Here is a 22,190-nt window from a genome sequence, read left to right on the forward strand (position 1 = left end):
TGGTCGCACCCAGTGGGCTTTTGCTTTTTTATTTGCCACTTTTTCTGATGTAATCCCAGTTAATATCTGGGCGTAACTGCTCGGCAGTGATTTGCCCTTGGGTGGCTTGTTCAATGTCCAAACATCTGTCTTTGGGTGGGGCATTTTTATCCCATTTACTGACCGCCCATGGCGTAATGCCAATCGCACGAGCTAAGGCGGACGTACTACCCAAAATAGAGATGGCACGCTCTAACGGGGTCTTTTCCATATTTAAATACCTAAAAACTACTTAAAGTAGCAGAATTATACTACTAAAAATAGTGATGAATCAAGCGTTAATTTCATGTAAAATAGTTTTATTTTTCTACTAAGGGTAGTAAATCATGAGCGAACCTGTTAAACATCAAGACTTTGGCGAACGTGTTGAGCAGTTGATGAAGCAAAAACAAGTTGATTTGAACGATGTGGCAGACGCCACAGGTATTAGCTATGAGATGGTAAGACGCTACAAAGACGGTATCGCCAAGCCCAGAGAGAAAGGCATGCAGAAATTGGCGGACTATTTTGGGGTATCAATCGCTTATATGGGCTTTGGCAATGAAGGCTTTCAAAGCAATGGTTTTGTGGACGGTGTGGCGAAAAAAGTGCGTGAAATACCTGTATTGACATGGGTGCAAGCAGGGATTTTTAATGAAACAGGCGAGCTGGAATATGACCGTACCGAGCCCGCTTATGATGATGATTACCCTGATGATGTGTACTGGATTCGGGTTAAAGGAGACAGTATGGAACCGAGATTTTTTCAGGGCGACTTGCTACTCATTGACCCTAATCGCCAAGCCAAAGGTGGGGATTTTGTCATCGCCCGAGAAGAATTTGAGTCCAACTCTATTACATTTAAAAAACTGCGTAGCTGTTTTGATGAGGCGACAGGCAGGGATTATTACCAGCTTATCCCCTTAAACAAAGACTATGCCATTGTTGATAGTCGTTTTAAAAACTTTGTCATTCAGGGCGTGGTCATTGAGAAAAAAGAAGTTTTGATTTAAGGATTGTCTATGAAAAATTTTGTTGTTATAGACGTGGAAACAGCTAATGCCAATCTAAGCTCCATCTGCCAAATTGGTATCGCTGTCTTTGACGGTGAAACATTGATTGATGAATATGTCAGTTTGGTCAATCCGCAGACCTACTTTGACATCATGAATGTCAGCATACATGGCATTGACGAAGCGGACGTACAGCACGCACCAACCATCTCTGAGATTGAACCAATCATTCGTCAATACTTCGCACAAGGCGTGGTCTGCTCGTACGGCTCTTTTGACCGCACTGCTCTTGATAGAGCGATTGGTAATATCCCTAGTGTATGGCTGGACATTACCAAGGTTGTCCGCCGTACATGGGATAAGTTTGCATGGGCTGGCTATGGATTGGCGAGCATGAGCGATTATTTAAACATTGAACTAAATAATCATCATGATGCCCTAAGTGATGCCAAAGTAGCAGGGCAAGTGTTGGCTTGTGCCATGCGTGAAACACGTTTTGACTTGGACGGCATTATTAAACGTGCTAATCAAACGCTAACCTTAAACTATGAAAATAGTCGCACTAAACTAAAAGGCAACCCAGACGGAGAATACTACGGAGAAACCTTAGTATTCACAGGGGTATTATCCATTCCAAGAAGTGAAGCGACTGTCCTTGCTAACGCCAAAGGGTTTGACGTATCGCCTAGCGTGAACAGCAAGACCAATTATCTAGTCAAGGGGCTAGCAGAACCCGAAAAGCTAAATGGCAAAGACATGAGTACCAAAGAAAGTAAGGCTTTAACACTTATCCAAAAAGGTCAAGACATCATCTTTTTAAGTGAAGAAGATTTTTTTAACCTGATAAAATAACCCCTAAACACCTAGACCGCCCCAATGTGGGCGGTTTTTTATTACCTTAATAAATTTTTACGATGAAAAATAGGAAAAATAATACTATTAAAATCAGTATTTTATGAATTATTTCTACTTTTAGTAGTTTGAAAGGATTGATTTATGCTACTTAAAGTAGTATTATTTTCACACCGAATTTGAGTAGGAGTGAATTTATGAACTCAATCAATAAATCAGACCTAGCCTTACAGCTGTTATCTATCATCCTGCTTGCCCTTACTTTGCATTCATGCGTGGCAAATCTGGACAAGCAAGCCGAAGCCGACCATCAAAAATGCCTGTCATGGCAGGCAGACGGTTATAACGTGAGATGTGGGGGCAGACCATGACACAGGATAAGAGACACGGTAACGGGGCAAATCTCATCATTGATGCACTCTTGACGCGTATGAGTGAGCTTGATCGGTTTAGTGATGATGAGTGTGTTATTGCAGAGCGAGCGTTATTGCCGCTGGATGTCGTGGTTAATGATGAAGGCGAATTTGGTTTTGTCATCGAAGCGGCAGAATATGGCTATGACGACAATGGCAACAAGCGTTGGAGTGTGGATTTTGCAGGTGGCGTACTTATGTTGGTGTACGATGGTAAGAACGAGGCGGTGCGAACCATCTACGAGACCGAAGGGGCGAAGGCAAGAGCGTATCTCGCCAAGCACTTGGGAGATAAAAAATGGTTTTGACTCCCGCAAAAATCCGCCGTGAGCTTGCCAAAATCAGCTTTACTACCGCCCATGCCAAAATCTATAAAGCCAATGCCATCACGCATATGCTGACGTATGAAAAAAGCGTGGCAAGTCAAGGTGAGATTGATTTGTCAGCGTTATTTGCGGTGTATTGTCATCTATCGTGGCTGTCTAACCATGTGCGTGAGATTAACGATAAGCAAGTGTTACCAAGTGAGCGGTTATTTATCGCCAATGCACTGAGCTATGTATCTAGAACCTACAACACCCAAAGGAGCGTGTGATGAAAAGCTATATCCCCAATGAAGCAATACTGCACAAAAAGCGTAGCGAGCGTTGGATGTTTGGGACATTATGCCATCAGACATCGCACCTGCTGTGCCAACACCCACAGGGCATGACCCTAGCGAACGTGCAACGGGTCATCGGACTGTCTGTCAAAACCGCCAAAGCCGTACTAGGTGCAGTGGCGGTGGAAAAAGACGGTAAATTTTATCAAAATAATCAACGTAACCAACCACTCGGAGGATAAAGATGAGTGAATTTAAAGCAACCGACACCTGTGAGTTTATCACAGACTTGACCGCTGGTGCCTTTGCCGAACAAATCGGTGTTGCCATCAGCGATGTGTGCAGTCAAGTGGTCGCCACGGGCAAAAAAGGTCAAATCAAACTGACCTTTGATGTCAGTCCCATCGGCGAGAAAGGTATGGGTCAAATCCAAGTCAAGCATAAGCTCGACTACACCGCCCCTGAGACCTTTGGCACACGCAAAGAAGACTATGCCCGTGAAACGTCCATGTATTGTCACACGGACGGCAGGGTGAGTCTGTTTTATGAAAATCAACTTTTTGGTCACGAAGCATAGGAGCTTATCATGTCAAACATTTTTGAAAAACACGAATCTGACCTTGCGGTCGTTGCTGACCTAGCACGCCCAGATGTCTTAAAATTTGGCGACAATGGCATTGCTTATAACGGCAACATTGAGCTTGGTAATATTGACAGATTTCTTGACGCTCGGACTCGTAAGCGTGGCACATTTAGCACCGATGATTTGGATTCATTCGGTGAATTTGTTGAAGTGCATGGCACGGCGGCAAATACTGAGATTTTCATTGATAAAACCGCAATGAAAGCGATGGCGGTACTAAACTTTGGCGATGACAATTATCCGATGGGGCATTGTGATTTTTGTGCGGCACTGACCGCCAAGCCCACCAAAGTGTATGAAAAAATCACGGACTTGCACCATCATGGGCGTGTCAGCCAAAAAGAATTTTCGGTATTTTTAGAAGACTGGGGTGGTGAGATGGTCGCCTTTGACGAAAATGGCGTGGAAATCCCTATGAAAAAGGCGATTGGCATTGTCCGAGACATGAAAATTGATGAGCTTGCCGAAAGCACGAGCCAAGTCGGTAATTTTAGGGAGTCTCGCTCACGGCTGGAAACGGTGGCAGTCAAATCGCAAGCAGGGCTACTGCCAGCGTATTTTGAAATTAAAAACACGCTGTATGAAACCTTAAGCGAGCCAAAAACCGTACGGCTTAGATTGTCCATCAACACCGCCAATGGCAAGCCTGAGTTTGTACTGTCTATCGTGGGCTTGGAGTTACTCAAAGATGAGCTTGCTGGCGACTTTTTGGCAGTGGTGGAAGAGACTTTGGGGGATGACTACTCTCTGTTTTTTGGGACGTTTAGTGCGTAAATAAAGGCAAGTATACAGTCACTACGGTGGCTGTATCTTAGGAGATGACAATGTCAGACATTAATCAATGTACCTTTGTCGGACGACTGGGGCAAGACCCTGAGATAACGGTCACACCGACAGGCAGAAAAAAGGCAAAATTTAGTATCGCCGTCTCGGATAAATGGACGGACGAGAGTGGTATCAAGCATGAAAAAACCACATGGGTTCCTATAACAGCATGGAATAGACTGGCGAGCACGGTCGAGAGCTACCTACATAAAGGCTCTCAGGTTCTGGTGCAGGGCAAGCTGGGGTTTAGCACTTATACCGACAAAAACGGCATAGAGCGGACATCAACGACCGTTACTATGGACTTCATGCAGATGCCTGGGCAGTCGTCAGCAGGGACATCAAAGACAAGAATACCGTGAATCAAGCGATAATACGCCAACTGCCACCCGTCCAAGACCTGCGAACATGCAGGGGTCAGTCCATCAGCCCATGCCCGCCTATACAGCCGCCCAGACAGCACCAGAGCAGAAGGCAGTGGTAGATGATGATATGCCGTTTTAAGCAATTTGGCAAGGTCAAGCGTGAGGCTCGGGTGTCGCAGTGCGTGTAATTCCCAAGCTGTGCAGGGTCTATGACCGCCTTGCCACTTTTTTTTGGAGAGGTAAATATGAACAGCCTAGACATTATCAAACAACACATAATTAAAACCCTAACCTTTTATAATTTATCAAGAAAAAATAAATCCTTGCGTGCTGAATTGGGCAAGATTCATTCATTGGCTGATAAGTTGAGCGAAAACAACAGCTGGATAAGCGTTGATGATGAATTACCGCCAGATTTTGAATCTGTGCTTACATTATCAATCATGAATACATATCAAATTCTTTCTTTGCAAAAGAATGGAGAGTATTTTGACTTTGCAAGAAAGGAGACTGTTAGGGTTGATTATATAACCCACTGGCAACCCCTACCACAACCACCAAAGGAGTGAATAAATGAAACCCCTTATCCCTAAAATCTCCACCCAAGACTATCTATTTTTACAATTTGGTAAACTCGTAGTGGAATTGCGTGAAGTCTGCGAAATTTATTATCCGCACCTTAAACAAAGCCAAATTAACCGCCTAGCCAGCGAGCAAGGTTTTGCTTTTCCTTGCTTTCGCCTTGCCGACAGTCAAAAATCGCCTTATTTTGTTCATTTGTCAGACTTGGCGACCGCCCTTGACAAAGCAAAGAATGCGGTCAAGAGCGATCATTCAAAACTTCACGCATAACTTCATCAAACTGGGGCGTGTTTGCCCTTTTATGCACTGACACATACCTCTGTAAACTCCCCCAACTTTTGTGCAGGCTGACTGACTGGATTTGGGGGATTGTCATTCCTTGTTCTGCCAATCTTGTACAGGCTTCGTGCCGTAAATCGTGAAAGTGTAAATCGTCTATCGCTAAGAGATGACAGGCTTCTGTAAACAGCTTGCTTATCATTTTATGGCTTTCTGCCACCAAATAAGTCTCGTCCGCCGTGTGCTGTTTTAAAAGCTCAATGATTTGCCGTGTTTCTGGCAATACCGCAAATTTTTGATGATTGCCAGCACTTCCTTTAGGATTTTTGACATCTCGCACGATAAACACTTCGCCCAAATCGTCTGCCAATTCTAGGCGTGTGATTTCCGCTTGTCGTCTGCCCGACAATAAGGCAAACCACATAATTAGGTGCATTGCCATACCGCCGTCTTGCCACTTGTGGTAAAAATGGGCGGTTAATTTGATAAGCTCGTCCGCCGTGGGTAGGCGGTCTCGCTTTTTGGACGGGGCGACATTACGGGTCTTTTTAAGCTGTTTTAAGGCTCGTTTTAGGGCGTTCATATCAAGCTCCACGCCCCACATAATTTCTGCGTGGTCTAGCACGCCAAACAGGTAAGTAAATTCCGAACCAAGCGTGGCAGGGGCGATGGGGTCAAGGGCAAGTTCTGGCACGCCAGTTTTACGCAGGTTGGCGTGGTCGGTGATGTCAAGCGGACTAATGACGGTCAAAGGCAACTTGCTAATGGGGAATTTTTGCAAAAGCCTTAGGGCGTGCATTTTTGAGCGTCCAAAGCCTACCCCAAGCTCGCTAATATAGCGGTCAATCGCCTGTGCCAATGTCAAATCATCGCTGATGCCTTTTGCCCCAAATAGAAGTTTTGGATTGTCTTTTAATTCTTGTTCTCGCTTGGCTATCCACGCCTGAGCGATTTTTTTTGTGCCAAAATTGGCAGATTCTCGGTAGGGCGGAAAACCTTGCTTATTGATGCGGATTTCGGCATAATAGCGGGGCGTGCCGTCTTTTGATTTTTTGGTGCGAATACTGCCCATTTTTGATGACCTTTGGTGAGATTTTTTCCGCAATATTTTACGCAAATTTTACGCAAAAAACTACAAAAATAATCAAAAATACGCTAAAATAATCAAAAATAATTCATAATCTTAACCTGCTCAAAGGCTTACAATTCAATGCTTTCCCTACAAACTGCTTTAAAATCAAATATTAAGAGAATATCCGTTGCCCCGATGATAGATTGGACGACAGCCGATTTTCGCTATTTTGCACGGCTGTTTAACCGACACATACATTTGTACACCGAAATGATAAGCACGAGTGCCATTTTAAAGGGAGATACGGAGTATATTTTGCGATATAATGACAGCGAACACCCTGTCGCATTACAGCTTGGTGGGTCAAATCCCAACGATATGGCACAATGCGTACAGATTGCCGACAAGATGGGTTATGATGAATTTAACATCAACGTGGGTTGTCCGTCCGACCGTGTTCAGCACAACAAAATCGGGGCATGCCTTATGGCAGAGCCAAAACTGGTGGCGGACATGGTGCGTGCGATGAAAGACAGTACGGATAAGCCCGTTACCATCAAGCACCGTATTGGCATTGACACGTTTGACAGTTATGAGTTTATGCGTGATTTTGTGGGGACTGTGGCGGAGGCTGGCTGTACGCACTTTATCGCTCATGCTCGTATCGCATGGCTCAACGGCTTATCCCCCAAAGAAAACCGAGAAATTCCGCCCCTACGCTACGATGATATTTACCGCCTAAAAACAGAATTTCCCCATCTGTTTATAGAAATCAATGGCGGTGTGGACAATTTTGATGACATCAAAATCCACCTAACCCATGTGGACGGCGTGATGATAGGACGGGCGTTTTATCATAATCCCATGCTCATGGGGGCGTGCAATGAACTGTGGGGCGAGCCTATCCCAACGCACCGTGAAATCCTAGAAAATCTCTACCTTTATCTTGAAAAACGAGCCGAGCAAGGGGCGAATTTGGCGACCTTGACACGGCATTATCTGGGACTATTTCAGGGCTTGACGGGAGCAAGAAAATGGCGACAAGATTTGAGCGGTAAGCGAAATCTCACCGTGGACGACATCAAGCAAGCAGGCGAGAGCGTACTTAGCCAAAATGGGCTGTGATGATACACATCGCCTAGCCGTTACCTAGCCATTACCTATTTGTCAATATCTTGCCTGCCTTATTTATGGTAATGGTCTCATCATTAAGATACATCTCTTCGGTCGCCCCATCTGACTGCGTGATGAAGTCGTATTTGACAGGGAAAATCTCCTTACCCGTGGTATCAAGCAGTCCATAGTACTGCTTATCGCCGATTTGCTTTGCCACTCTTATTGTTGTCGCCCCAAAACTTGACAAGTCATCGAACTCAATCTGGGTCAATGCCACGCCCTTTTTATCCACCAAGCCATACTTATGATAACCATCGATTAATGTGCTCACGCCAATCGCCCCATTATCCAAAATCCATAAACCGTCATGCACAGGAGCAATGATTTCTTGGTAATGCTCATCAAGCACGCCCCATTTTCCTTGTCTTAAAACAGGTATCATGCCATATTTTAACTCATCCATGTCATCATATATGAATTTGGTCAAAGGCTTATTTTGTTCATTGATTAACGCCCACTTATCATCTTTTTGAACCGCCCATAGCGTTGGCGTGATAAATTCAATCTTTTGATAATCAAAACCCGTCATGGCTTTGTCATATTGATACAATGCCACTTTATCATCCTTTTTGACAATAAAAAATGGCATGTCAGGCGAATAAATATCATCAAAATCAAAAGGCAATAGCACATTCATGTTTTTATCAATCACGCCTGCATGATGTTTATTTTTTAAAATATAATAATCAGACATAACCTTACCATGATAGGTTTTATCAATTTGATAATCAGGCTCAAATATCAGCCTGCCTTGATTGTCAATGATACCATATCTCTCATCATCTATTAGCATGGCTTCATCTTGATTTAAACACTTATTTTTTACTTCAAAATAATTAGCGTTTAATACAAATATGTCATCAAAGCGATGAAAAGGGACGATTTCTTTTAATTCGTGATTAACCAATGCCGTTGGATAGCCTTCTTCATTTGTCAAAGTTGCGATGTATATGGGGTGGTTGTTATCATCATAAAGGTCAGATGAGCGGTATAGTCTCATCTCCTTTTTTAAAATATCGCCATTAAAATTGCAATAAAAATATCATCACCCAAGGTTAATATAAAATAATGCTCATCCACATATTCGATATTATCGTATTTTATGGGAATGACAATATTACCCATGCGGTCAATCACACCTTCTTTATCATTTTTAGTGACAACATTTAGCCCATGTTCAAAACCCTCAACATAATCATAATCCTGATAATCAATGGCAAGCTCTCCTTCTTTATTGACATAGCCAAACCTGCCATCCTTTTTAACCATATAAAGCCCCTCATTAAAAACCACCCCCATTGATGAGACATCTTTTGGCACATCAAATACCCTACTGCCTTTTTCATCGATAAAATAAACATCAAGACCTTTATCATCCGCTCTTTTTTGTACAACCCAAGCCAAACCTTCTCCAAACCCCTAAGCATCATCATAGATAAAATCAATGACCGTTTCGCCTTGTTGATTGATATAGCCAAATTTACCATTTGATTTGACTAAGATAAGATTATCATCTTTTTCAAAGATGCCGATATGTTCATACTTAAAAGGCAGTTTTATGCGACCGTCTTTATCAATCAATCCTGTTTTACCATTCATAACCATGTCAATCCCTCTATCATGCTCATCATATAATAAATCCACCTTAGCAAATAAAACATTGCCCTGTTTATCTATGACACTATAATATTCATAATCGTGATTGCGTTCAATGAGATTGCCAACACAGCGAAAATCGGTTATGGGTTCATCCAAGGGCTTTTCATAAATACAGTGAGAATAGGCAGGCATTGCCATACATAAACCAATAATGATACAGAGTGATTTTTTATCATGATTCATCCTTTTTTGGTGTAATATTTATTTAAATGTTTGGCGTTGTTGATAAATTATGCCTTAGATAGGCTTGTAGGGACAAATTGCAATTTGCCCTGTGATAAAAGATTGGTTTTTGGATGAATAAATTACCCCCATATAACCCAATTTATTTTAAAATCAGCTCCAACACCACCTTTGACCCCACAAACCCAATGGCAAGCAGGATAAAGCCATAAATGGCAAAATTGGAAGCTTTTTTACCCCGCCAGCCAAAACGGTAATGCCCCGCAATGAACACCCCGAACACGAGCCACGACAGCACACTAAACACGAGCTTATGTGCCACATGCTGAGCCATGATGTCATAAGTGGTCACAAGCCCAAGCCCAATGGCGACACTTAAAATCACAAAACCCATGAGTATCATGTCAAACAGCAGGCTCTCCATGCTCTGCAAAGACGGCAGTTTGGCAACCCAAAAGCGGTGTATCGTCTGGTGCTTTAATTCACGGATTTGTAGTCGCAAAATCACCGCTTGCACGCACGCCATCAGTAGCACGCAGTACGCCCCAAACGACAGCAGGATGTGCGTTTGTAGACCCATGTTCATGTCAGTAATCGGCTGATACGGGGCTTGTCCAAACTCACCAAAACTCATGCCAATAATGGCGGTCGGCACGGCAAGCACGCCTAGGCTCAAAATGGGGCGATACAGACTAAACAGCACAAAAAAGATAAGGCAAAACAGCCCCGTTAGACTAAGGACGTTAAAAATGTTAAAATTAAGCCCATAGAGCGTGATGATTTGTGGGGCGAGTATCACGCCATGCAAGATGATGGCGATGATTAGGGCGGATAACGTGGCGGTCTTAAAAATTGGCTTATTTTTAACCAAAGCGTGATACAGATGAAGCCCCACTCCTGCATAAATCATCACGCCAATCAGGTATAAAACGAACACAACCACCCCTTTATCATAAAATTGGTACAAAATATGCAATAATAATAGCATAATTTTTAAATTTAGCATAAAATAACCCAAATTTTTCTATTAATTTTTTGGAACTCATCATGTTTGACACCTTAACCGAACGACTCTCTGGCACACTTCATAAACTGGCAGGTCAAAGCACCCTGACCGAAGACAACATCAAAGACACCTTGCGTGAAGTGCGTATGGCACTCCTAGAAGCGGACGTGGCACTGCCTGTGGCTCGTGATTTTGTCGCCAAAGTCAAAGAACAAGCCCTCGGGCAAGAAGTGCTAAAAGAACTCGCCCCTGGTCAAGCCTTTGTCAAAATCGTCTATGACGAGCTGACCGAGATGATGGGTTCGGCAAACCAAGGCTTAGAGATGACAGGCAAACCGCCTGTGGTCTATCTACTGGCAGGCTTGCAAGGGGCAGGTAAGACCACCACCGCAGGTAAACTTGCCAAGTTCCTACAAGACAAACAAAAGAAAAAAGTCATGCTCGTGTCAGCAGACGTGTATCGCCCTGCCGCGATTAATCAGCTTGAATTTGTCGCAGGGCAAGTGGGGGCAATGTTCGTGCCATCGAGCGTGAACGAGAATCCGATTGACATCGCTCATCGTGCCATCGAACAAGCCAAAATCCAGTTTGCTGATATTCTCATCATCGACACCGCAGGTCGCCTTGCCATTGATGAAGCGATGATGACCGAAATCAAAGAGCTAACCGCTGCCGTCAATCCTACCGAGACCTTGTTTGTCGTGGACTCAATGACTGGTCAAGACGCCGCCAACACCGCCAAAGCCTTTAACGACGCTCTGCCCCTAACAGGCGTGATTTTGACCAAAACAGACGGTGACGCTCGTGGCGGCGCCGCTTTGTCCGTGCGTGTGATTACTGGCAAGCCCATTAAATTTTTGGGTCGTGGCGAAAAACTAGAAGCCTTGGAGCTGTTCCACCCCGAGCGTATCGCCCAGCGTATTTTGGGCATGGGGGACGTGTTGTCATTGGTTGAAGAAGTTGAAAACAAAATCGACCGTGACAAAGCCGAACGCATGGCGAAAAAAATCCAAAAAGGCGGTGAGTTTGACTTAGAAGACTTATTGACCCAGTTCCAACAGATGAAAAACATGGGGGGCATGGCAGGATTTTTGGACAAAATGCCAGGCATGAGCGGGGCAAACATCCAAGACGCACTCGCCCAAGCCAAACCCGAAGAGAAAGTCAAAGAAATGGAAGCACTCATTCACTCCATGACACCCTTTGAACGCCAAAATCCCGACAAAATCACCCCTAGCCGTAAACGTCGCATCGCCGCAGGTTCGGGCAAACAAATCCAAGACGTTAATGCCCTGCTAAAACAACACAAGCAGATGGCAAAAATGATGAAAATGATTAGTCGCCCCGATGGCATCGAGAAAATGATGAAAGCGGTGCAAGGGCTGACTCGTGGCATGTCTGGCGGTGGTGGCGGTCCTTTGTTTGGTGGCAACAAGCAACAAGAATTTGCCAAAATGACCAGTGACATTCATGAGATGGGTGTAGACCCCAGCACCATCAATCTGGGCATGAGTGAAGAGCAAGTTCGCCAAAAAATGAACGAGTTACAAAATGCCAGTAATGCGATGGGCGGTAAGTTTAAAAAGCGTTTTTAGTCTTGCCTGGGGCGTGTTGAATGTTGGTATTTGCATAATTAAGCGGTCGGATAGCCATTTTTCATGCAAAAATTGACAAAACAATAAGTTTTATCTTATTTTTATAAAATGTTATCAATGTTCAGCACGCCCCAATACACACACAAAAAACCAAAAAATGAACCAATCCAAATCTTAGACACAAGATCAAAGGTTAGGTTGGTAAAGCCAGCTGTATCCACTAAAGACTAAGTTTTGTGTAATTGTTCTTTAATTCACAACTTCACAGAACTTAGTCTTCTACCTTGCTGACGTAATTGTCATCATTCAAACAGTCTTACTGCCTATCGATGTCGGCAAGTCAAGGTAGGCGGGCGGGCATGGGGGCGATGTCGGGGATTTTGGTGGGCGATAGTTTGCTGATTTTGGCGACCGTCTTTTGGGCAGGGGCGTTATTAAAACTCTATCCTGCGGTGTTTGATGTCATCAAGCTCATCGGTGGGTGCTATCTAGCGTATCTAGTACGGCTTATCATTGGGGCGTATCACACCTTTAAAAATCGCCATGCCATTGCCAATAAAAGTTTTAATCCGCCCAAAGTCCAATGGCACAATCACTTTTACCGCTTGTCATCACTTAGTCTTACCAACCCCAAGGCGATTTTATTTTTCTTATCGTTTTTTGTGCAATTTGTCCGCCCTGATTATGATAAGCCGTTTTTGACCTTTTTATTTTGGCGGTCATTTTGCAAATTGTCAGCTTTTTATATTTGACCTTGCTGATTTTTAGTGGCAAAAAACTGGCGGATACTTTTGGCTCTCGCCCCATTATCATGACTTTGGCGATGGTGGGGGTGGGGTGTTTGTTTATTGGCTTTGGCGTGAATTTGTGGCTGGCGAAGTTGTAAGGCATATTGATGATAATATTTTCTATCTTCTTAACCATTTTTTTAATAACATCACCCTCATTTATTGTCATTAAAATTGCAAACCGTCGAAAAATACCTATATGGATAGCATGGATATTATCAATTATATTGGTATGGCTTTTGATTGTTTTTATGGCAGAATTTTTTCATTATCAAAAAACCATTTATTTGAATAGTTTTGATTTAGATGATGATGGTTTTTTTAGTGGTGATGAAATTACACCGGAACAACAACAAGCCATGCAGAGAGTTTCTAACGATACAGGTCGAGCACTAGCACCCATTACAGGAGCAATATTCTCATTTATTTACAACTGCGTGTTATTTGGTATTTATGCAATCTTTAAAAAATCTAGGTAATAAAAACCCCAAACTATGACAGCTTGGGGTTTTTATCACAAGCGATTAATCGCCCTGATAACCTTTCAACTTCAAACGAGCTTTGTGCAGTAGCGGCTCGGTATAACCACTCGGCTCGGTCGCTCCCTTAAAGATAAGGTCGGCGGCGGCGTGAAAGGCAATGTTATTGTCAAAATCAGCCGACATCGGACGATAGGCAGGGTCGTCTTTGTTTTGCTCGTCCACGACTTTTGCCATGCGTTTTAGGGTGTCCCAGACTTCATCGGCAGTTACGATACCGTGAGCCAGCCAGTTGGCGACGTGCTGAGATGAGATACGCAAGGTGGCACGGTCTTCCATCAGCCCCACGTTGTTGATGTCAGGCACTTTGGAACAGCCCACGCCCAAATCTACCCAACGCACGACATAGCCCAAAATGCCTTGGCAGTTGTTTTCAAGTTCACGGCGTTTTTCGTCCGCTGTCCAATTTGTATCGGTGGCAAGAGGAATGGTCAAAAGGTCATCAAGGCTAGGCGTGTCAAGGCGTGCAAGCTCTTCTTGGCGGTTCATGACATTGCATTTGTGATAATGAATGGCGTGAATCACTGCACCGCTTGGAGACGGTACCCATGCACAGTTTGCCCCTGCTTGGGGGTGTTCAATCTTGGTGCGATACATCTCGGCAAGTTCATCAGGCTTAGGCCACATGCCTTTACCGATTTGGGCTTTGCCACGCAGTCCTGCTTTTAGACCGATTGAGACGTTACGCTCTTCATACGCCCCAAACCACGTCTGTCCCTTAATCTCGCCCTTACGCACAAACGCCCCTGCGTGCATGGCGGTGTGAATCTCATCGCCTGTTCTGTCCATAAAGCCTGTGTTAATAAAAATCGTCCGCTCACGAACTTGGGCGATACAGTTTTTAAGGTTGGCGGACGTTCTACGCTCTTCGTCCATGATGCCCATTTTTAGGCTATTTCTGGGTAAGCCAATAGCTTCTTCGGCACGAGAGAACAGCTCCACGGCAAACGCCACTTCATCCGAGCCATGCATTTTTGGCTTAACGATATACATGGAGCCTGTGCGAGAGTTACGCAAGGTGTTCTCGCCACGAATGTCAATGGCGGTCAGCATTGGCGTGATAAGAGCGTCCATAATCCCCTCAAAAATCTCTTCGCCACCCACCAAAATCGCAGGGTTGGTCATCAAATGTCCAACATTACGCAAAAGTAGCACCGAACGCCCGTGTAGGGTTTGGCTGTTGCCATTTAGGTCGGTAAAGGTGCGGTCGGGGTTTAGGGTGCGGGTAATGGTTTTGCCATTTTTCTCCACTTGCTCAGACAAATCGCCTTTCATAAGACCCAGCCAGTTGCGATAGCCTTCTACCTTTTCTTCGGCATCTACCGCCGCCACGGAGTCTTCTAAGTCTTGAATGGTGGTAACCGCCGATTCTAAAATCACATCTTTGACGCCTGCTTTGTCATCTTTGCCAATCAAATGCTCACGGTCAATCTGAACGATGGCGTGTAGGCCATTGTTTTTTAAGATAATTTCGCTTGGGTTGTCTGCTGTGCCGTTAAAGCCTGCCAGTTTTTCAGCGTTTTGCAAAGTAGTGGTTTTATCGCCAATTTTGGCGGATAATCTACCATTGTCAATCGCATAAGTTGTTACATCAGCGTGCGAACCTTCTACCAATGGGAAAGTTTCATCAAGGAAATTTTTGGCAAATGCAATGACCTTCGCCCCCCGTACAGGGTTATAGCCTTTGCCTTTTTCTGCACCGTCTGCCTCGCTGATGACATCAAAGCCATACAAGGCATCATAAAGCGAACCCCAACGAGCATTGCCAGCATTTAGGGCATAGCGGGCGTTTCGTACAGGCACAACCAATTGAGCCCCTGCGATGGTGGCGATTTCATCATCGACATTTTCGGTGGCGATAGAAAAGTCCGCCACTTCTGGTTCAAGATAACCAATGTCGGTTAAAAATTGTTTGTACGCACCCAGCTCATAAGTGTTGTTTTTGTGCCAAGCGTCAATTTGAGCTTGAAACTCATCGCGTTTGGCAAGTAGGGCTTTGTTTTTTGGGGTGAGGTCAAGCACCACTTGCTCAAAGTTTTTCCAATAAGTGTCGCTATCTAGCTTTGCCACAGGTAGGGCTTCATTTTCAATAAAATCAAATAAGATTTTGTCAATCGCCAAAGAGCCTTTTTGAATGCGAGTTGTTGCCATTGTTTTGTCCTTAAAATAAAAATGAAATTTGATAAAAACCGTTCGTGGTGAGCGTGTCGAACCATAACGGTTTTCTTTCACCCTTCGACAAGCTCAGGGCGAACAGAAAACCAATATCAGTTAGCTTCCATTTAACAAAAACGGTGTTCTACTTTGACAGTAAAACACCGTTTTCACGCTTAGGATTTAGCGAGAATTAACCGCCAAATTGGTTCATGGTGTTTTTGCTCGCATCGCCAGCTTTCAACGCATTTTCGCCAGAGAAAATCTCTTTGTGGTCATCGCCAATGTCCGAGCCTGCCATGGCTTGGTGTTTCACGCAAGCGATACCGCCACGGATTTCTTTACGCTGAACGCCTGCCACATACGCAAGCATACCTTCATCACCAAAATAACCTTTTGCCAACTCGTGTGTAGATAGAGCGGCGGTGTGGTAAGTCGGTAGCGTGATGAGGTGGTGGAAAACACCTGCTTCACGGGCAGCGTCCGCTTGGAAAGTACGGATTTTTTTGTCCGCATCACGAGCAAGCTCGCTGTCGTCATATTGAGCATCCATCAGCTTATCACGCTCGTAGCCTGATACGTCTTTACCTTCGGCAACCCAACGGTCGTAGGCTTGCTGACGGAAGTTGATTGTCCAGTTAAATGACGGAGAGTTGTTGTACACCAATTTAGCATCTGGCACTTGTTTTTTGATGTCATTAACAAAACTTGCAATGCCTGCCACGTCTGGGGTTGGGGTCTCAATCCAAATCATGTCCGCACCGTTTTGGAGCGAAGTTACGCAGTCAAGGACAACACGGTCGTGCTGTGTGCCTTCACGGAACTGATACAGACCTGATGGCAAGCGAGTTGGGCGGTGTAGTTTACCGTTACGCTTGATAAGGATTTCATCTTCTTTGGCGTCCGCGATGTCAATCTCGGTGGTTTCTAGGTAGCTGATGTATTTGCTCGCCAAATCACCGGGTTCACGGCTTACAGGGATTTTTTGGGTAAGGTCGGCACCTTCTGAGTCGGTACGGGCAACAATCACACCCTCGTCCACGCCAAGCTCTAAGAAGGCATAACGCACGGCATTGATTTTCGCCAAAAAGTCTTCGTGTGGTACGGTAACTTTACCAGCTTGGTGTCCGCACTGCTTGGCATCTGATACTTGGTTTTCAATTTGAATGGCGCACGCCCCTGCTTCAATCATTTGTTTGGTCAGTAGGTAGGTGGCTTCTTCGTTACCAAAACCTGCATCAATGTCAGCGATGATTGGCACAACGTGGGTTTCAAAATTGTCAATTTGAGCTTCGATTTCTTTAACTTTTGCAGTATCGCCTGCTTGTTCTGCTTTTTGCAACGCACGGAACAAATCGTTTAGCTCTTTGGCGTCTGCTTGGCGTAAGAAAGTGTAAATCTCTTCAATGAGCTTTGGCACGGCAGTTTTTTCGTGCATGGATTGGTCAGGCAGTGGACCAAACTCAGAGCGTAGGGCGGCAACCATCCAGCCTGATAGGTAGATGTAGCGTTTGTTGGTAGTGCCGAAGTATTTTTTGTTGGCAATCATTTTTTGTTGGGCGATAAATCCATGCCAACAGCCTAGCGACTGGGTGTATTTAGAATTGTCAGCATCGTACTCTGCCATGTCACGACGCATGATGGCAGCGGTGTATTTGGCAATGTCAAGACCAGTTTTAAAGCGGTTTTGGACAATCATGCGAGCGGCATCTTCTGGGCGGATAGCGTCCCAAGTGCCTCCGAGTTTTTCTTTAACTTTGCGAACGTGTTCTAGGGCGGATTGGTAAGTCATGAGAATTTTCCTTAAAGTTCATGGGTCTAGGACCGTGAATGACAAAACTGCCAACTTATGAAAAAGCAATGCAAAACCATCTGTATTGCTCGTTTGTTTTTCATGTGCCTAGCATACCCAAAAGTTTGGCATTTATCCAATAGCCTGCTTAAATTGTCATTATTTTTTTAAAAAATGATGTTGGATTTTTCATTATAAAAATTGATGATAATTAAGACAAGCAAAGTGATAACCCTCTGAAAAGTAAGGTGATTTTCTCAAAATGTGGTGTATAAATTATCTTGATGATAATGTTTGATTTTTTATAAAAATTTTTTGAAAAATCTGCCAAATTGTAACAAAACATCTCAAAAACCACCCCATCTCGCCCCCACTATTGTCATTTTATGCTAAAATTTGCCAAATTTCACACTATTTTATCATGACCACACCACCCACCACCTTAGCCCCTTATCTATATTCTCACGGCTCGCTCACCACCTTATTAGAACAGCGAGCAGGGCAAGCCTTGCATGTCAATGTGGTGCGTGAATCGTATCAAGTCATTGATTTTACCACCAAAAAACTCTTAGGACTGCCCATCCACCGCTCTGCCCTTGCGTGGGTGCGTGAAGTGGAGCTTTATGGCAATGATGATAAAGCATGGGTGCGTGCCAAAAGTGTATTTCCCTTGACAAGCCTAGTCGGTAATGCCAAACGCCTACGCCATTTAAAACGCACACCAATTGGCTATGTCATGTTTAAGCACAACAAAAACTTGCCCCATACTCGCACTTACTTTTTTAATAATAAGCATTGGGGGCGAAATACGGTCTATGATTGGCAAGGGCGAGCAGTGTTAGTGCAGGAGATGTTTTTAACAGATTTTTTAAATTGATAATCGACTAATATCTTGGTATGATTTTGGTCTATTTATCATCTCTGATACCAAAATACCCCTGCCATTTTAGGTAAAATATGATACACTTAGCATGTTTTTATACCATTTCATTTCTAATCTTTCCAATCTAAGGATTTTTTATGTTCAAAGACATCTCCCTACACGCCATTGACCCCGAGATTGCCATCGCCATTGATGCCGAGGGCGAGCGTCAAGAAGACCACATTGAGCTTATCGCCAGTGAGAACTACTGCTCCCCTGCCGTGATGATGGCACAAGGCTCAAACCTAACCAACAAATATGCCGAAGGCTACCCTAACAAACGCTATTATGGCGGTTGTGAGCATGTGGACATGATTGAGCAGATTGCCATTGACCGTGCCAAAGAGCTGTTTGGGGCGGACTATGCCAACGTACAGCCACACTCAGGGTCTAACGCCAACGCTGCCGTGTATCTTGCCCTACTAGAAGCAGGCGACACCGTGCTTGGCATGAGCTTGGCTCACGGTGGACATCTGACACACGGGGCAAGCGTGTCGTTCTCAGGCAAAACGTATAATGCCGTGCATTATGGCATTACCGATGACGGCTTGATTGATTATGATGAAGTGGCTCGTCTGGCTCGTGAGCATAAGCCTAAGATGATTATCGCTGGCTTTTCGGCATATAGTCAGGTCATAGACTGGCAAAAGTTTCGTGAGATTGCCGATGAAGTCGGTGCGTATCTTATGGTAGATATGGCACACGTTGCAGGGCTTGTGGCGGCAGGTGTGTACCCGAACCCCGTACAGATTGCGGACGTAACGACCACCACCACTCACAAAACCTTGCGTGGCCCTCGCTCGGGTCTTATCCTTGCCCGTGCCAACGAAGAGATTGAGAAAAAACTAAACTCAGCCGTCTTCCCTGGTACGCAAGGCGGTCCTCTAATGCACGCCATTGCCGCCAAAGCAGTGTGCTTTAAAGAAGCAATGAGCGATGAGTACAAAGAATATCAACAACAAGTTGTCAAAAACGCCAAAGCCATGGCAGACACGATTATCGCTCGTGGCTATGACGTGGTGTCTGGCGGTACCGAAAACCACCTTATGCTAATCAGCCTTATCAAGCAAGGCATTACAGGCAAAGAAGCGGACAAATGGCTTGGGGACGCTCACATCACTGTGAACAAAAACTCCGTGCCAAACGACCCCAAATCACCCTTTGTAACAAGCGGTATCCGCCTTGGTACACCTGCCGTTACCACTCGTGGTTTTAAAGAAGCTGAGTGCGTGGAGCTGGCTGGCTGGGTGTGCGATATTTTGGATGCCAAAGGCAATGAAAAAGTGATTGGTGAAGTGCGTACCAAAGTTAGCGAAGTATGTCAAAGACTGCCTGTATATCAAAAATCCAAAACCAAAGAGCTGTTCTCCAAAATTAGTGATATGATTGATGAGCAGGCCGACAGCGAATTTGTCCACACCGCCAAAGACAAATTTAATGAGTTCTACGAAAAAGCGATGGCAAAAATCAATCAAAAATAAGTCCTACATCAAATCCGCCTCTTGATGATGTCATGGGGCGGATTTTTTGGTTGTCTGTAGAGTTAATCAAAAAACCCTATCATTGCGATAGGGTTTTGGTTTTGGCAAGACTTGTTTAACCTTGCAATACCCCAATATCCGCCACGCTCAAAAACAGCGTACGCACCTGCCCAAGCAAGGCTAGGCGGTTGTTTTTGAGATTTTCGTCATCGGAATTTACCATGACATTATCAAAAAAGTCGGTCAATGGGCTTGCCAAAGCGGTCAAGGCGGTCAATACCCCTTGATAATCCGCTTTATCCTGTAAGGGTTTTACCGTCTCTTTGGCACTCAAAATCGCCTGATACAACGCCTTTTCTGCCGTCTCGGTCAATAGGCTCTCATCTACATTCTCGTCCACGTTGTCGGCTTTGGCAAGGATGTTGGCAACACGTTTGTTGTTCTCTGCCAGCACCTGTGCCTGTGGCAACGCACGAAACGCCTGTACCGCACGGATACGCTCATCAAAATCAAGGGGCATGTGCGGATTTATCGCTTGCACCGCTTGAATGGTGTCTACATTCACGCCCTGCTCGGTGTACATGGCACGATAGCGTGCATTGATAAACTCCATCACATCGGTAAAGGTTTTGGCAAGATTGGCTAGGCGGTTGCCATAGCCTTTTAGAGCTTGTTCAACCAGCGCTACAAGGTTTAAGGGTAACTTTTTATCAATCAAAATTCTTAGCACGCCAATACTGGCTCGTCTTAGACTAAATGGGTCTTTAGAGCCTGTCGGTGCTTCATTAATGCCAAAAATCCCCACGATGGTATCCAAGCGGTCGGCAAGTGCCAAGCACACACCAATGTCGGTTTTGGGCAATTCATCGCCACTAAATTTGGGCAGGTATTGCTCGGCAATGGCGTTCGCCACGTCCGCTTTTTCGCCCGATTTGTGGGCGTAATACGTCCCTGCAATGCCTTGCAATTCGGGGAATTCGCCCACCAACGTGGTCGCCAAATCCGCCTTCGCCAAAATCCCTGCTCGCACCACGTCATCGGTCGGCACGTCCCAACCGTGCGGACGCAAGTTTTCGCTAATAAAGGCAGACAGTTTGGCAATACGCTCGCCTTTTTCCCAAATCGTACCAAGTTTGTCTTGGAATACTCGTGTTTTTAGGGTTTCGGCAAAGTCGGCAAGCGGACGTTTTTGGTCTTGCAAAAAGAAAAATTCAGCGTCCGCCAGACGGGGTCGTACCACTTTTTCATTGCCCAAAATCACCGCAGATTTATCTTTACTGTCAATGTTACTGATAAAGATAAAGTTGGGTTTTAGCTTGCCGTTATCGTCTGTGAGACAAAAATATTTTTGGTCGGCTTGCATGGTGCTGATAAGGGCTTCTTGGGGAACGGCTAAGAAACGCTCTTCAAAACTGGCTCGCAGGGCAACAGGATAATCCACAAGGGCGGTAACTTCATCCAGCAACTCATCAGGGACAATGGCGGTCGCACCGATTTCATCAGAGAGTTTTTGGACTTGGGCGACAATGTTCGCTTGGCGTTTGGCAAAATCGGCGATGACATAGGCGTTTTCAAGCACGCTTTCGTAGTCGTTGGCATTGGAAATTGCCACAAAATCAGGAGCGTGGAAACGGTGTCCGCAGGTTTGACTTCCCGCTTGGTGTCCTTGAATGGTCGCAGAAATAACCGCATCATCACGCATTAGCACCACCCATTTGACAGGGCGGACAAATTCGTGTTTGTCAGCACCTGACCGCATTTTTTTGGCGATTGGTAGCTCATCTAGGGCTTTTTGAATAAGGCGGGGCAGTAGCTCGTCCACGCTTTCGCCTTTGACAGTCAGCTCATAGCCAATGTATTCGCCTTTTTTGTCAGAAAGGGTAATTAAATCGGCTTTGGTTAAATTTAAACCTGTGGCGTTTAGTCCTTGCAAAAAGCCTTGACCTGCACGGGTTAGCTCGCCCGTCTCATCAAAAGCGGATTTGACCGCAGGGCCTTTTTTGGTTTCTACTTTGTCGGGCGTAACGCTGGCAACATTAAAAATCTGCACCGCCAAACGGCGTGGAGCAGCGTAGCTTTTAATGCCGTCAAAGGCGATTTGACCGTCCACAAGCGATTTTTCAAGGCTTGTTTTTAGGGCGGTTTCTAGGGTTTTTAGGGATTTGGGTGGCAGTTCTTCACAACCAAGTTCAAATAGGATGATACTCATTGTTTAACCTTTTTATTTAAAAA

The 22,190-nt window shown here is 44.8% G+C and carries 27 protein-coding genes; 18 read left to right on the forward strand and 9 right to left on the reverse strand.

Annotated features, from left to right (window positions below):
• Positions 1 to 28: 28 nt before the first annotated feature.
• A complete protein-coding gene (locus LP107_RS08335) occupies positions 29 to 250 on the reverse strand; it encodes a transcriptional regulator (RefSeq protein ID WP_112742160.1) in 222 nt (73 codons plus the stop codon).
• A 115-nt stretch (positions 251 to 365) separates the two neighbouring features.
• On the opposite strand from LP107_RS08335, the gene LP107_RS08340 reads away from it, so the two are divergent.
• The 11 genes from LP107_RS08340 (at position 366) to LP107_RS08390 (ending at position 5,582) form a co-directional block, all read left to right on the forward strand.
• Positions 366 to 1,031: a helix-turn-helix domain-containing protein gene (locus tag LP107_RS08340; RefSeq protein WP_112742159.1), complete on the forward strand. Its 666-nt coding sequence runs from the start codon at positions 366 to 368 to the stop codon at positions 1,029 to 1,031.
• 9 nt (positions 1,032 to 1,040) lie between these two features.
• Positions 1,041 to 1,883: an exonuclease domain-containing protein gene (locus LP107_RS08345; RefSeq protein ID WP_112742158.1), complete on the forward strand. Its 843-nt coding sequence runs from the start codon at positions 1,041 to 1,043 to the stop codon at positions 1,881 to 1,883.
• A 197-nt stretch (positions 1,884 to 2,080) separates the two neighbouring features.
• Positions 2,081 to 2,254 carry a hypothetical protein gene (locus LP107_RS08350; protein WP_162860374.1) on the forward strand — a complete coding sequence of 58 codons (174 nt, stop codon included), beginning with the start codon at positions 2,081 to 2,083 and terminating at the stop codon, positions 2,252 to 2,254.
• Positions 2,251 to 2,604: a hypothetical protein gene (locus LP107_RS08355; RefSeq protein ID WP_112742157.1), complete on the forward strand. Its 354-nt coding sequence runs from the start codon at positions 2,251 to 2,253 to the stop codon at positions 2,602 to 2,604. The genes LP107_RS08350 and LP107_RS08355 overlap by 4 nt, the downstream gene beginning before the upstream one ends.
• The gene (locus LP107_RS08360) at positions 2,595 to 2,891 is read left to right on the forward strand and encodes a hypothetical protein (protein ID WP_112742156.1); all 297 of its coding nucleotides are present in this window, start codon (positions 2,595 to 2,597) and stop codon (positions 2,889 to 2,891) included. The genes LP107_RS08355 and LP107_RS08360 overlap by 10 nt, the downstream gene beginning before the upstream one ends.
• Positions 2,891 to 3,139, forward strand: a complete 249-nt coding sequence (locus tag LP107_RS08365) for a hypothetical protein (RefSeq protein WP_112742155.1) — start codon at positions 2,891 to 2,893, stop codon at positions 3,137 to 3,139. Before LP107_RS08360 ends, LP107_RS08365 begins: the two co-directional genes overlap by 1 nt.
• A 2-nt stretch (positions 3,140 to 3,141) precedes the next feature.
• Positions 3,142 to 3,474, forward strand: coding sequence for a hypothetical protein (locus tag LP107_RS08370; protein WP_112742154.1), 333 nt, complete (start codon positions 3,142 to 3,144; stop codon positions 3,472 to 3,474).
• A gap of 9 nt (positions 3,475 to 3,483) precedes the next feature.
• Positions 3,484 to 4,314, forward strand: a complete 831-nt coding sequence (locus LP107_RS08375; protein WP_112742153.1) for a DUF2303 family protein — start codon at positions 3,484 to 3,486, stop codon at positions 4,312 to 4,314.
• Positions 4,315 to 4,364: 50 nt separating this feature from the next.
• The gene (locus LP107_RS08380) at positions 4,365 to 4,727 is read left to right on the forward strand and encodes a single-stranded DNA-binding protein (RefSeq protein ID WP_264676241.1); all 363 of its coding nucleotides are present in this window, start codon (positions 4,365 to 4,367) and stop codon (positions 4,725 to 4,727) included.
• Positions 4,728 to 4,939: 212 nt separating this feature from the next.
• The gene (locus LP107_RS08385; protein ID WP_112742151.1) at positions 4,940 to 5,299 is read left to right on the forward strand and encodes a DUF551 domain-containing protein; all 360 of its coding nucleotides are present in this window, start codon (positions 4,940 to 4,942) and stop codon (positions 5,297 to 5,299) included.
• Positions 5,300 to 5,303: 4 nt separating this feature from the next.
• Positions 5,304 to 5,582 (forward strand): pyocin activator PrtN family protein, encoded by a 279-nt coding sequence (locus LP107_RS08390; protein WP_079326145.1) that lies wholly within the window; start codon positions 5,304 to 5,306, stop codon positions 5,580 to 5,582.
• On the opposite strand, the gene LP107_RS08395 is transcribed toward LP107_RS08390, so the two are convergent.
• Positions 5,551 to 6,663 carry a site-specific integrase gene (locus LP107_RS08395; protein ID WP_112742150.1) on the reverse strand — a complete coding sequence of 371 codons (1,113 nt, stop codon included), beginning with the start codon at positions 6,661 to 6,663 and terminating at the stop codon, positions 5,551 to 5,553. The two genes, LP107_RS08390 and LP107_RS08395, sit on opposite strands and share 32 nt — an antisense overlap.
• A 138-nt stretch (positions 6,664 to 6,801) precedes the next feature.
• On the opposite strand from LP107_RS08395, the gene dusA reads away from it, so the two are divergent.
• On the forward strand, positions 6,802 to 7,788 hold the full coding sequence (gene dusA, locus LP107_RS08400) for a tRNA dihydrouridine(20/20a) synthase DusA (protein ID WP_112742149.1): 987 nt from the start codon (positions 6,802 to 6,804) through the stop codon (positions 7,786 to 7,788).
• Between the two features lie 31 nt (positions 7,789 to 7,819).
• Here dusA and LP107_RS08405 read toward each other — a convergent pair whose 3' ends face one another.
• From LP107_RS08405 to LP107_RS08420, 4 genes are all read right to left on the reverse strand, one after another.
• Positions 7,820 to 8,839: a WG repeat-containing protein gene (locus tag LP107_RS08405; protein WP_078273521.1), complete on the reverse strand. Its 1,020-nt coding sequence runs from the start codon at positions 8,837 to 8,839 to the stop codon at positions 7,820 to 7,822.
• Positions 8,840 to 8,847: 8 nt separating this feature from the next.
• Positions 8,848 to 9,243, reverse strand: a complete 396-nt coding sequence (locus LP107_RS08410; protein WP_112742148.1) for a WG repeat-containing protein — start codon at positions 9,241 to 9,243, stop codon at positions 8,848 to 8,850.
• A 15-nt stretch (positions 9,244 to 9,258) separates the two neighbouring features.
• Entirely contained in the window at positions 9,259 to 9,636 is a 378-nt protein-coding gene (locus tag LP107_RS08415) for a WG repeat-containing protein (protein WP_162860372.1), read from the reverse strand.
• A gap of 187 nt (positions 9,637 to 9,823) precedes the next feature.
• On the reverse strand, positions 9,824 to 10,618 hold the full coding sequence (locus tag LP107_RS08420) for a cytochrome C assembly family protein (RefSeq protein WP_208624087.1): 795 nt from the start codon (positions 10,616 to 10,618) through the stop codon (positions 9,824 to 9,826).
• A gap of 110 nt (positions 10,619 to 10,728) precedes the next feature.
• Here LP107_RS08420 and ffh point away from each other — a divergent pair, with 110 nt between their 5' ends.
• The 4 genes from ffh to LP107_RS08440 all read left to right on the forward strand — a co-directional run bounded on the left by ffh (position 10,729) and on the right by LP107_RS08440 (position 13,549).
• The gene (gene ffh / locus LP107_RS08425) at positions 10,729 to 12,282 is read left to right on the forward strand and encodes a signal recognition particle protein (protein ID WP_029102218.1); all 1,554 of its coding nucleotides are present in this window, start codon (positions 10,729 to 10,731) and stop codon (positions 12,280 to 12,282) included.
• A gap of 296 nt (positions 12,283 to 12,578) precedes the next feature.
• Entirely contained in the window at positions 12,579 to 13,034 is a 456-nt protein-coding gene (locus tag LP107_RS08430) for a LysE family transporter (protein WP_264676240.1), read from the forward strand.
• The gene (locus tag LP107_RS08435) at positions 13,007 to 13,168 is read left to right on the forward strand and encodes a LysE family translocator (protein ID WP_264676239.1); all 162 of its coding nucleotides are present in this window, start codon (positions 13,007 to 13,009) and stop codon (positions 13,166 to 13,168) included. The genes LP107_RS08430 and LP107_RS08435 overlap by 28 nt, the downstream gene beginning before the upstream one ends.
• A 9-nt stretch (positions 13,169 to 13,177) precedes the next feature.
• Positions 13,178 to 13,549: a hypothetical protein gene (locus LP107_RS08440; RefSeq protein WP_078273518.1), complete on the forward strand. Its 372-nt coding sequence runs from the start codon at positions 13,178 to 13,180 to the stop codon at positions 13,547 to 13,549.
• Positions 13,550 to 13,594: 45 nt separating this feature from the next.
• On the opposite strand, the gene LP107_RS08445 is transcribed toward LP107_RS08440, so the two are convergent.
• The gene (locus LP107_RS08445) at positions 13,595 to 15,760 is read right to left on the reverse strand and encodes a malate synthase G (protein WP_078273517.1); all 2,166 of its coding nucleotides are present in this window, start codon (positions 15,758 to 15,760) and stop codon (positions 13,595 to 13,597) included.
• A gap of 196 nt (positions 15,761 to 15,956) precedes the next feature.
• A complete protein-coding gene (locus tag LP107_RS08450; RefSeq protein WP_078273516.1) occupies positions 15,957 to 17,555 on the reverse strand; it encodes an isocitrate lyase in 1,599 nt (532 codons plus the stop codon).
• A 421-nt stretch (positions 17,556 to 17,976) separates the two neighbouring features.
• Between LP107_RS08450 and LP107_RS08455 the strand changes: the two genes are divergently transcribed.
• Complete coding sequence (locus tag LP107_RS08455; RefSeq protein ID WP_078273515.1) at positions 17,977 to 18,432, forward strand: chorismate--pyruvate lyase family protein; 456 nt, start codon at positions 17,977 to 17,979, stop codon at positions 18,430 to 18,432.
• 143 nt (positions 18,433 to 18,575) lie between these two features.
• Positions 18,576 to 19,958: a serine hydroxymethyltransferase gene (gene glyA / locus LP107_RS08460; RefSeq protein WP_078273514.1), complete on the forward strand. Its 1,383-nt coding sequence runs from the start codon at positions 18,576 to 18,578 to the stop codon at positions 19,956 to 19,958.
• A 115-nt stretch (positions 19,959 to 20,073) separates the two neighbouring features.
• On the opposite strand, the gene glyS is transcribed toward glyA, so the two are convergent.
• Positions 20,074 to 22,167 (reverse strand): glycine--tRNA ligase subunit beta, encoded by a 2,094-nt coding sequence (gene glyS, locus LP107_RS08465; protein ID WP_264676238.1) that lies wholly within the window; start codon positions 22,165 to 22,167, stop codon positions 20,074 to 20,076.
• Between the last annotated feature and the right edge of the window lie 23 nt (positions 22,168 to 22,190).

It is taken from the genome of Moraxella bovis, from assembly GCF_025985205.1.
GTDB lineage: Bacteria > Pseudomonadota > Gammaproteobacteria > Pseudomonadales > Moraxellaceae > Moraxella > Moraxella bovis.

What these genes read in the sequence shown, in the direction of transcription:
- LP107_RS08335 (WP_112742160.1), bottom strand. Translation starts at nt 250, where the DNA reads ATGGAAAAGACCCCGTTAGAGCGTGCCATCTCTATTTTGGGTAGTACG.
- LP107_RS08340 (WP_112742159.1), top strand. Translation starts at nt 366, where the DNA reads ATGAGCGAACCTGTTAAACATCAAGACTTTGGCGAACGTGTTGAGCAG.
- LP107_RS08345 (WP_112742158.1), top strand. Translation starts at nt 1,041, where the DNA reads ATGAAAAATTTTGTTGTTATAGACGTGGAAACAGCTAATGCCAATCTA.
- LP107_RS08350 (WP_162860374.1), top strand. Translation starts at nt 2,081, where the DNA reads ATGAACTCAATCAATAAATCAGACCTAGCCTTACAGCTGTTATCTATC.
- LP107_RS08355 (WP_112742157.1), top strand. Translation starts at nt 2,251, where the DNA reads ATGACACAGGATAAGAGACACGGTAACGGGGCAAATCTCATCATTGAT.
- LP107_RS08360 (WP_112742156.1), top strand. Translation starts at nt 2,595, where the DNA reads ATGGTTTTGACTCCCGCAAAAATCCGCCGTGAGCTTGCCAAAATCAGC.
- LP107_RS08365 (WP_112742155.1), top strand. Translation starts at nt 2,891, where the DNA reads ATGAAAAGCTATATCCCCAATGAAGCAATACTGCACAAAAAGCGTAGC.
- LP107_RS08370 (WP_112742154.1), top strand. Translation starts at nt 3,142, where the DNA reads ATGAGTGAATTTAAAGCAACCGACACCTGTGAGTTTATCACAGACTTG.
- LP107_RS08375 (WP_112742153.1), top strand. Translation starts at nt 3,484, where the DNA reads ATGTCAAACATTTTTGAAAAACACGAATCTGACCTTGCGGTCGTTGCT.
- LP107_RS08380 (WP_264676241.1), top strand. Translation starts at nt 4,365, where the DNA reads ATGTCAGACATTAATCAATGTACCTTTGTCGGACGACTGGGGCAAGAC.
- LP107_RS08385 (WP_112742151.1), top strand. Translation starts at nt 4,940, where the DNA reads ATGACCGCCTTGCCACTTTTTTTTGGAGAGGTAAATATGAACAGCCTA.
- LP107_RS08390 (WP_079326145.1), top strand. Translation starts at nt 5,304, where the DNA reads ATGAAACCCCTTATCCCTAAAATCTCCACCCAAGACTATCTATTTTTA.
- LP107_RS08395 (WP_112742150.1), bottom strand. Translation starts at nt 6,663, where the DNA reads ATGGGCAGTATTCGCACCAAAAAATCAAAAGACGGCACGCCCCGCTAT.
- dusA (WP_112742149.1), top strand. Translation starts at nt 6,802, where the DNA reads ATGCTTTCCCTACAAACTGCTTTAAAATCAAATATTAAGAGAATATCC.
- LP107_RS08405 (WP_078273521.1), bottom strand. Translation starts at nt 8,839, where the DNA reads ATGAGACTATACCGCTCATCTGACCTTTATGATGATAACAACCACCCC.
- LP107_RS08415 (WP_162860372.1), bottom strand. Translation starts at nt 9,636, where the DNA reads ATGGCAATGCCTGCCTATTCTCACTGTATTTATGAAAAGCCCTTGGAT.
- ffh (WP_029102218.1), top strand. Translation starts at nt 10,729, where the DNA reads ATGTTTGACACCTTAACCGAACGACTCTCTGGCACACTTCATAAACTG.
- LP107_RS08440 (WP_078273518.1), top strand. Translation starts at nt 13,178, where the DNA reads ATGATAATATTTTCTATCTTCTTAACCATTTTTTTAATAACATCACCC.
- LP107_RS08445 (WP_078273517.1), bottom strand. Translation starts at nt 15,760, where the DNA reads ATGGCAACAACTCGCATTCAAAAAGGCTCTTTGGCGATTGACAAAATC.
- LP107_RS08450 (WP_078273516.1), bottom strand. Translation starts at nt 17,555, where the DNA reads ATGACTTACCAATCCGCCCTAGAACACGTTCGCAAAGTTAAAGAAAAA.
- LP107_RS08455 (WP_078273515.1), top strand. Translation starts at nt 17,977, where the DNA reads ATGACCACACCACCCACCACCTTAGCCCCTTATCTATATTCTCACGGC.
- glyA (WP_078273514.1), top strand. Translation starts at nt 18,576, where the DNA reads ATGTTCAAAGACATCTCCCTACACGCCATTGACCCCGAGATTGCCATC.
- glyS (WP_264676238.1), bottom strand. Translation starts at nt 22,167, where the DNA reads ATGAGTATCATCCTATTTGAACTTGGTTGTGAAGAACTGCCACCCAAA.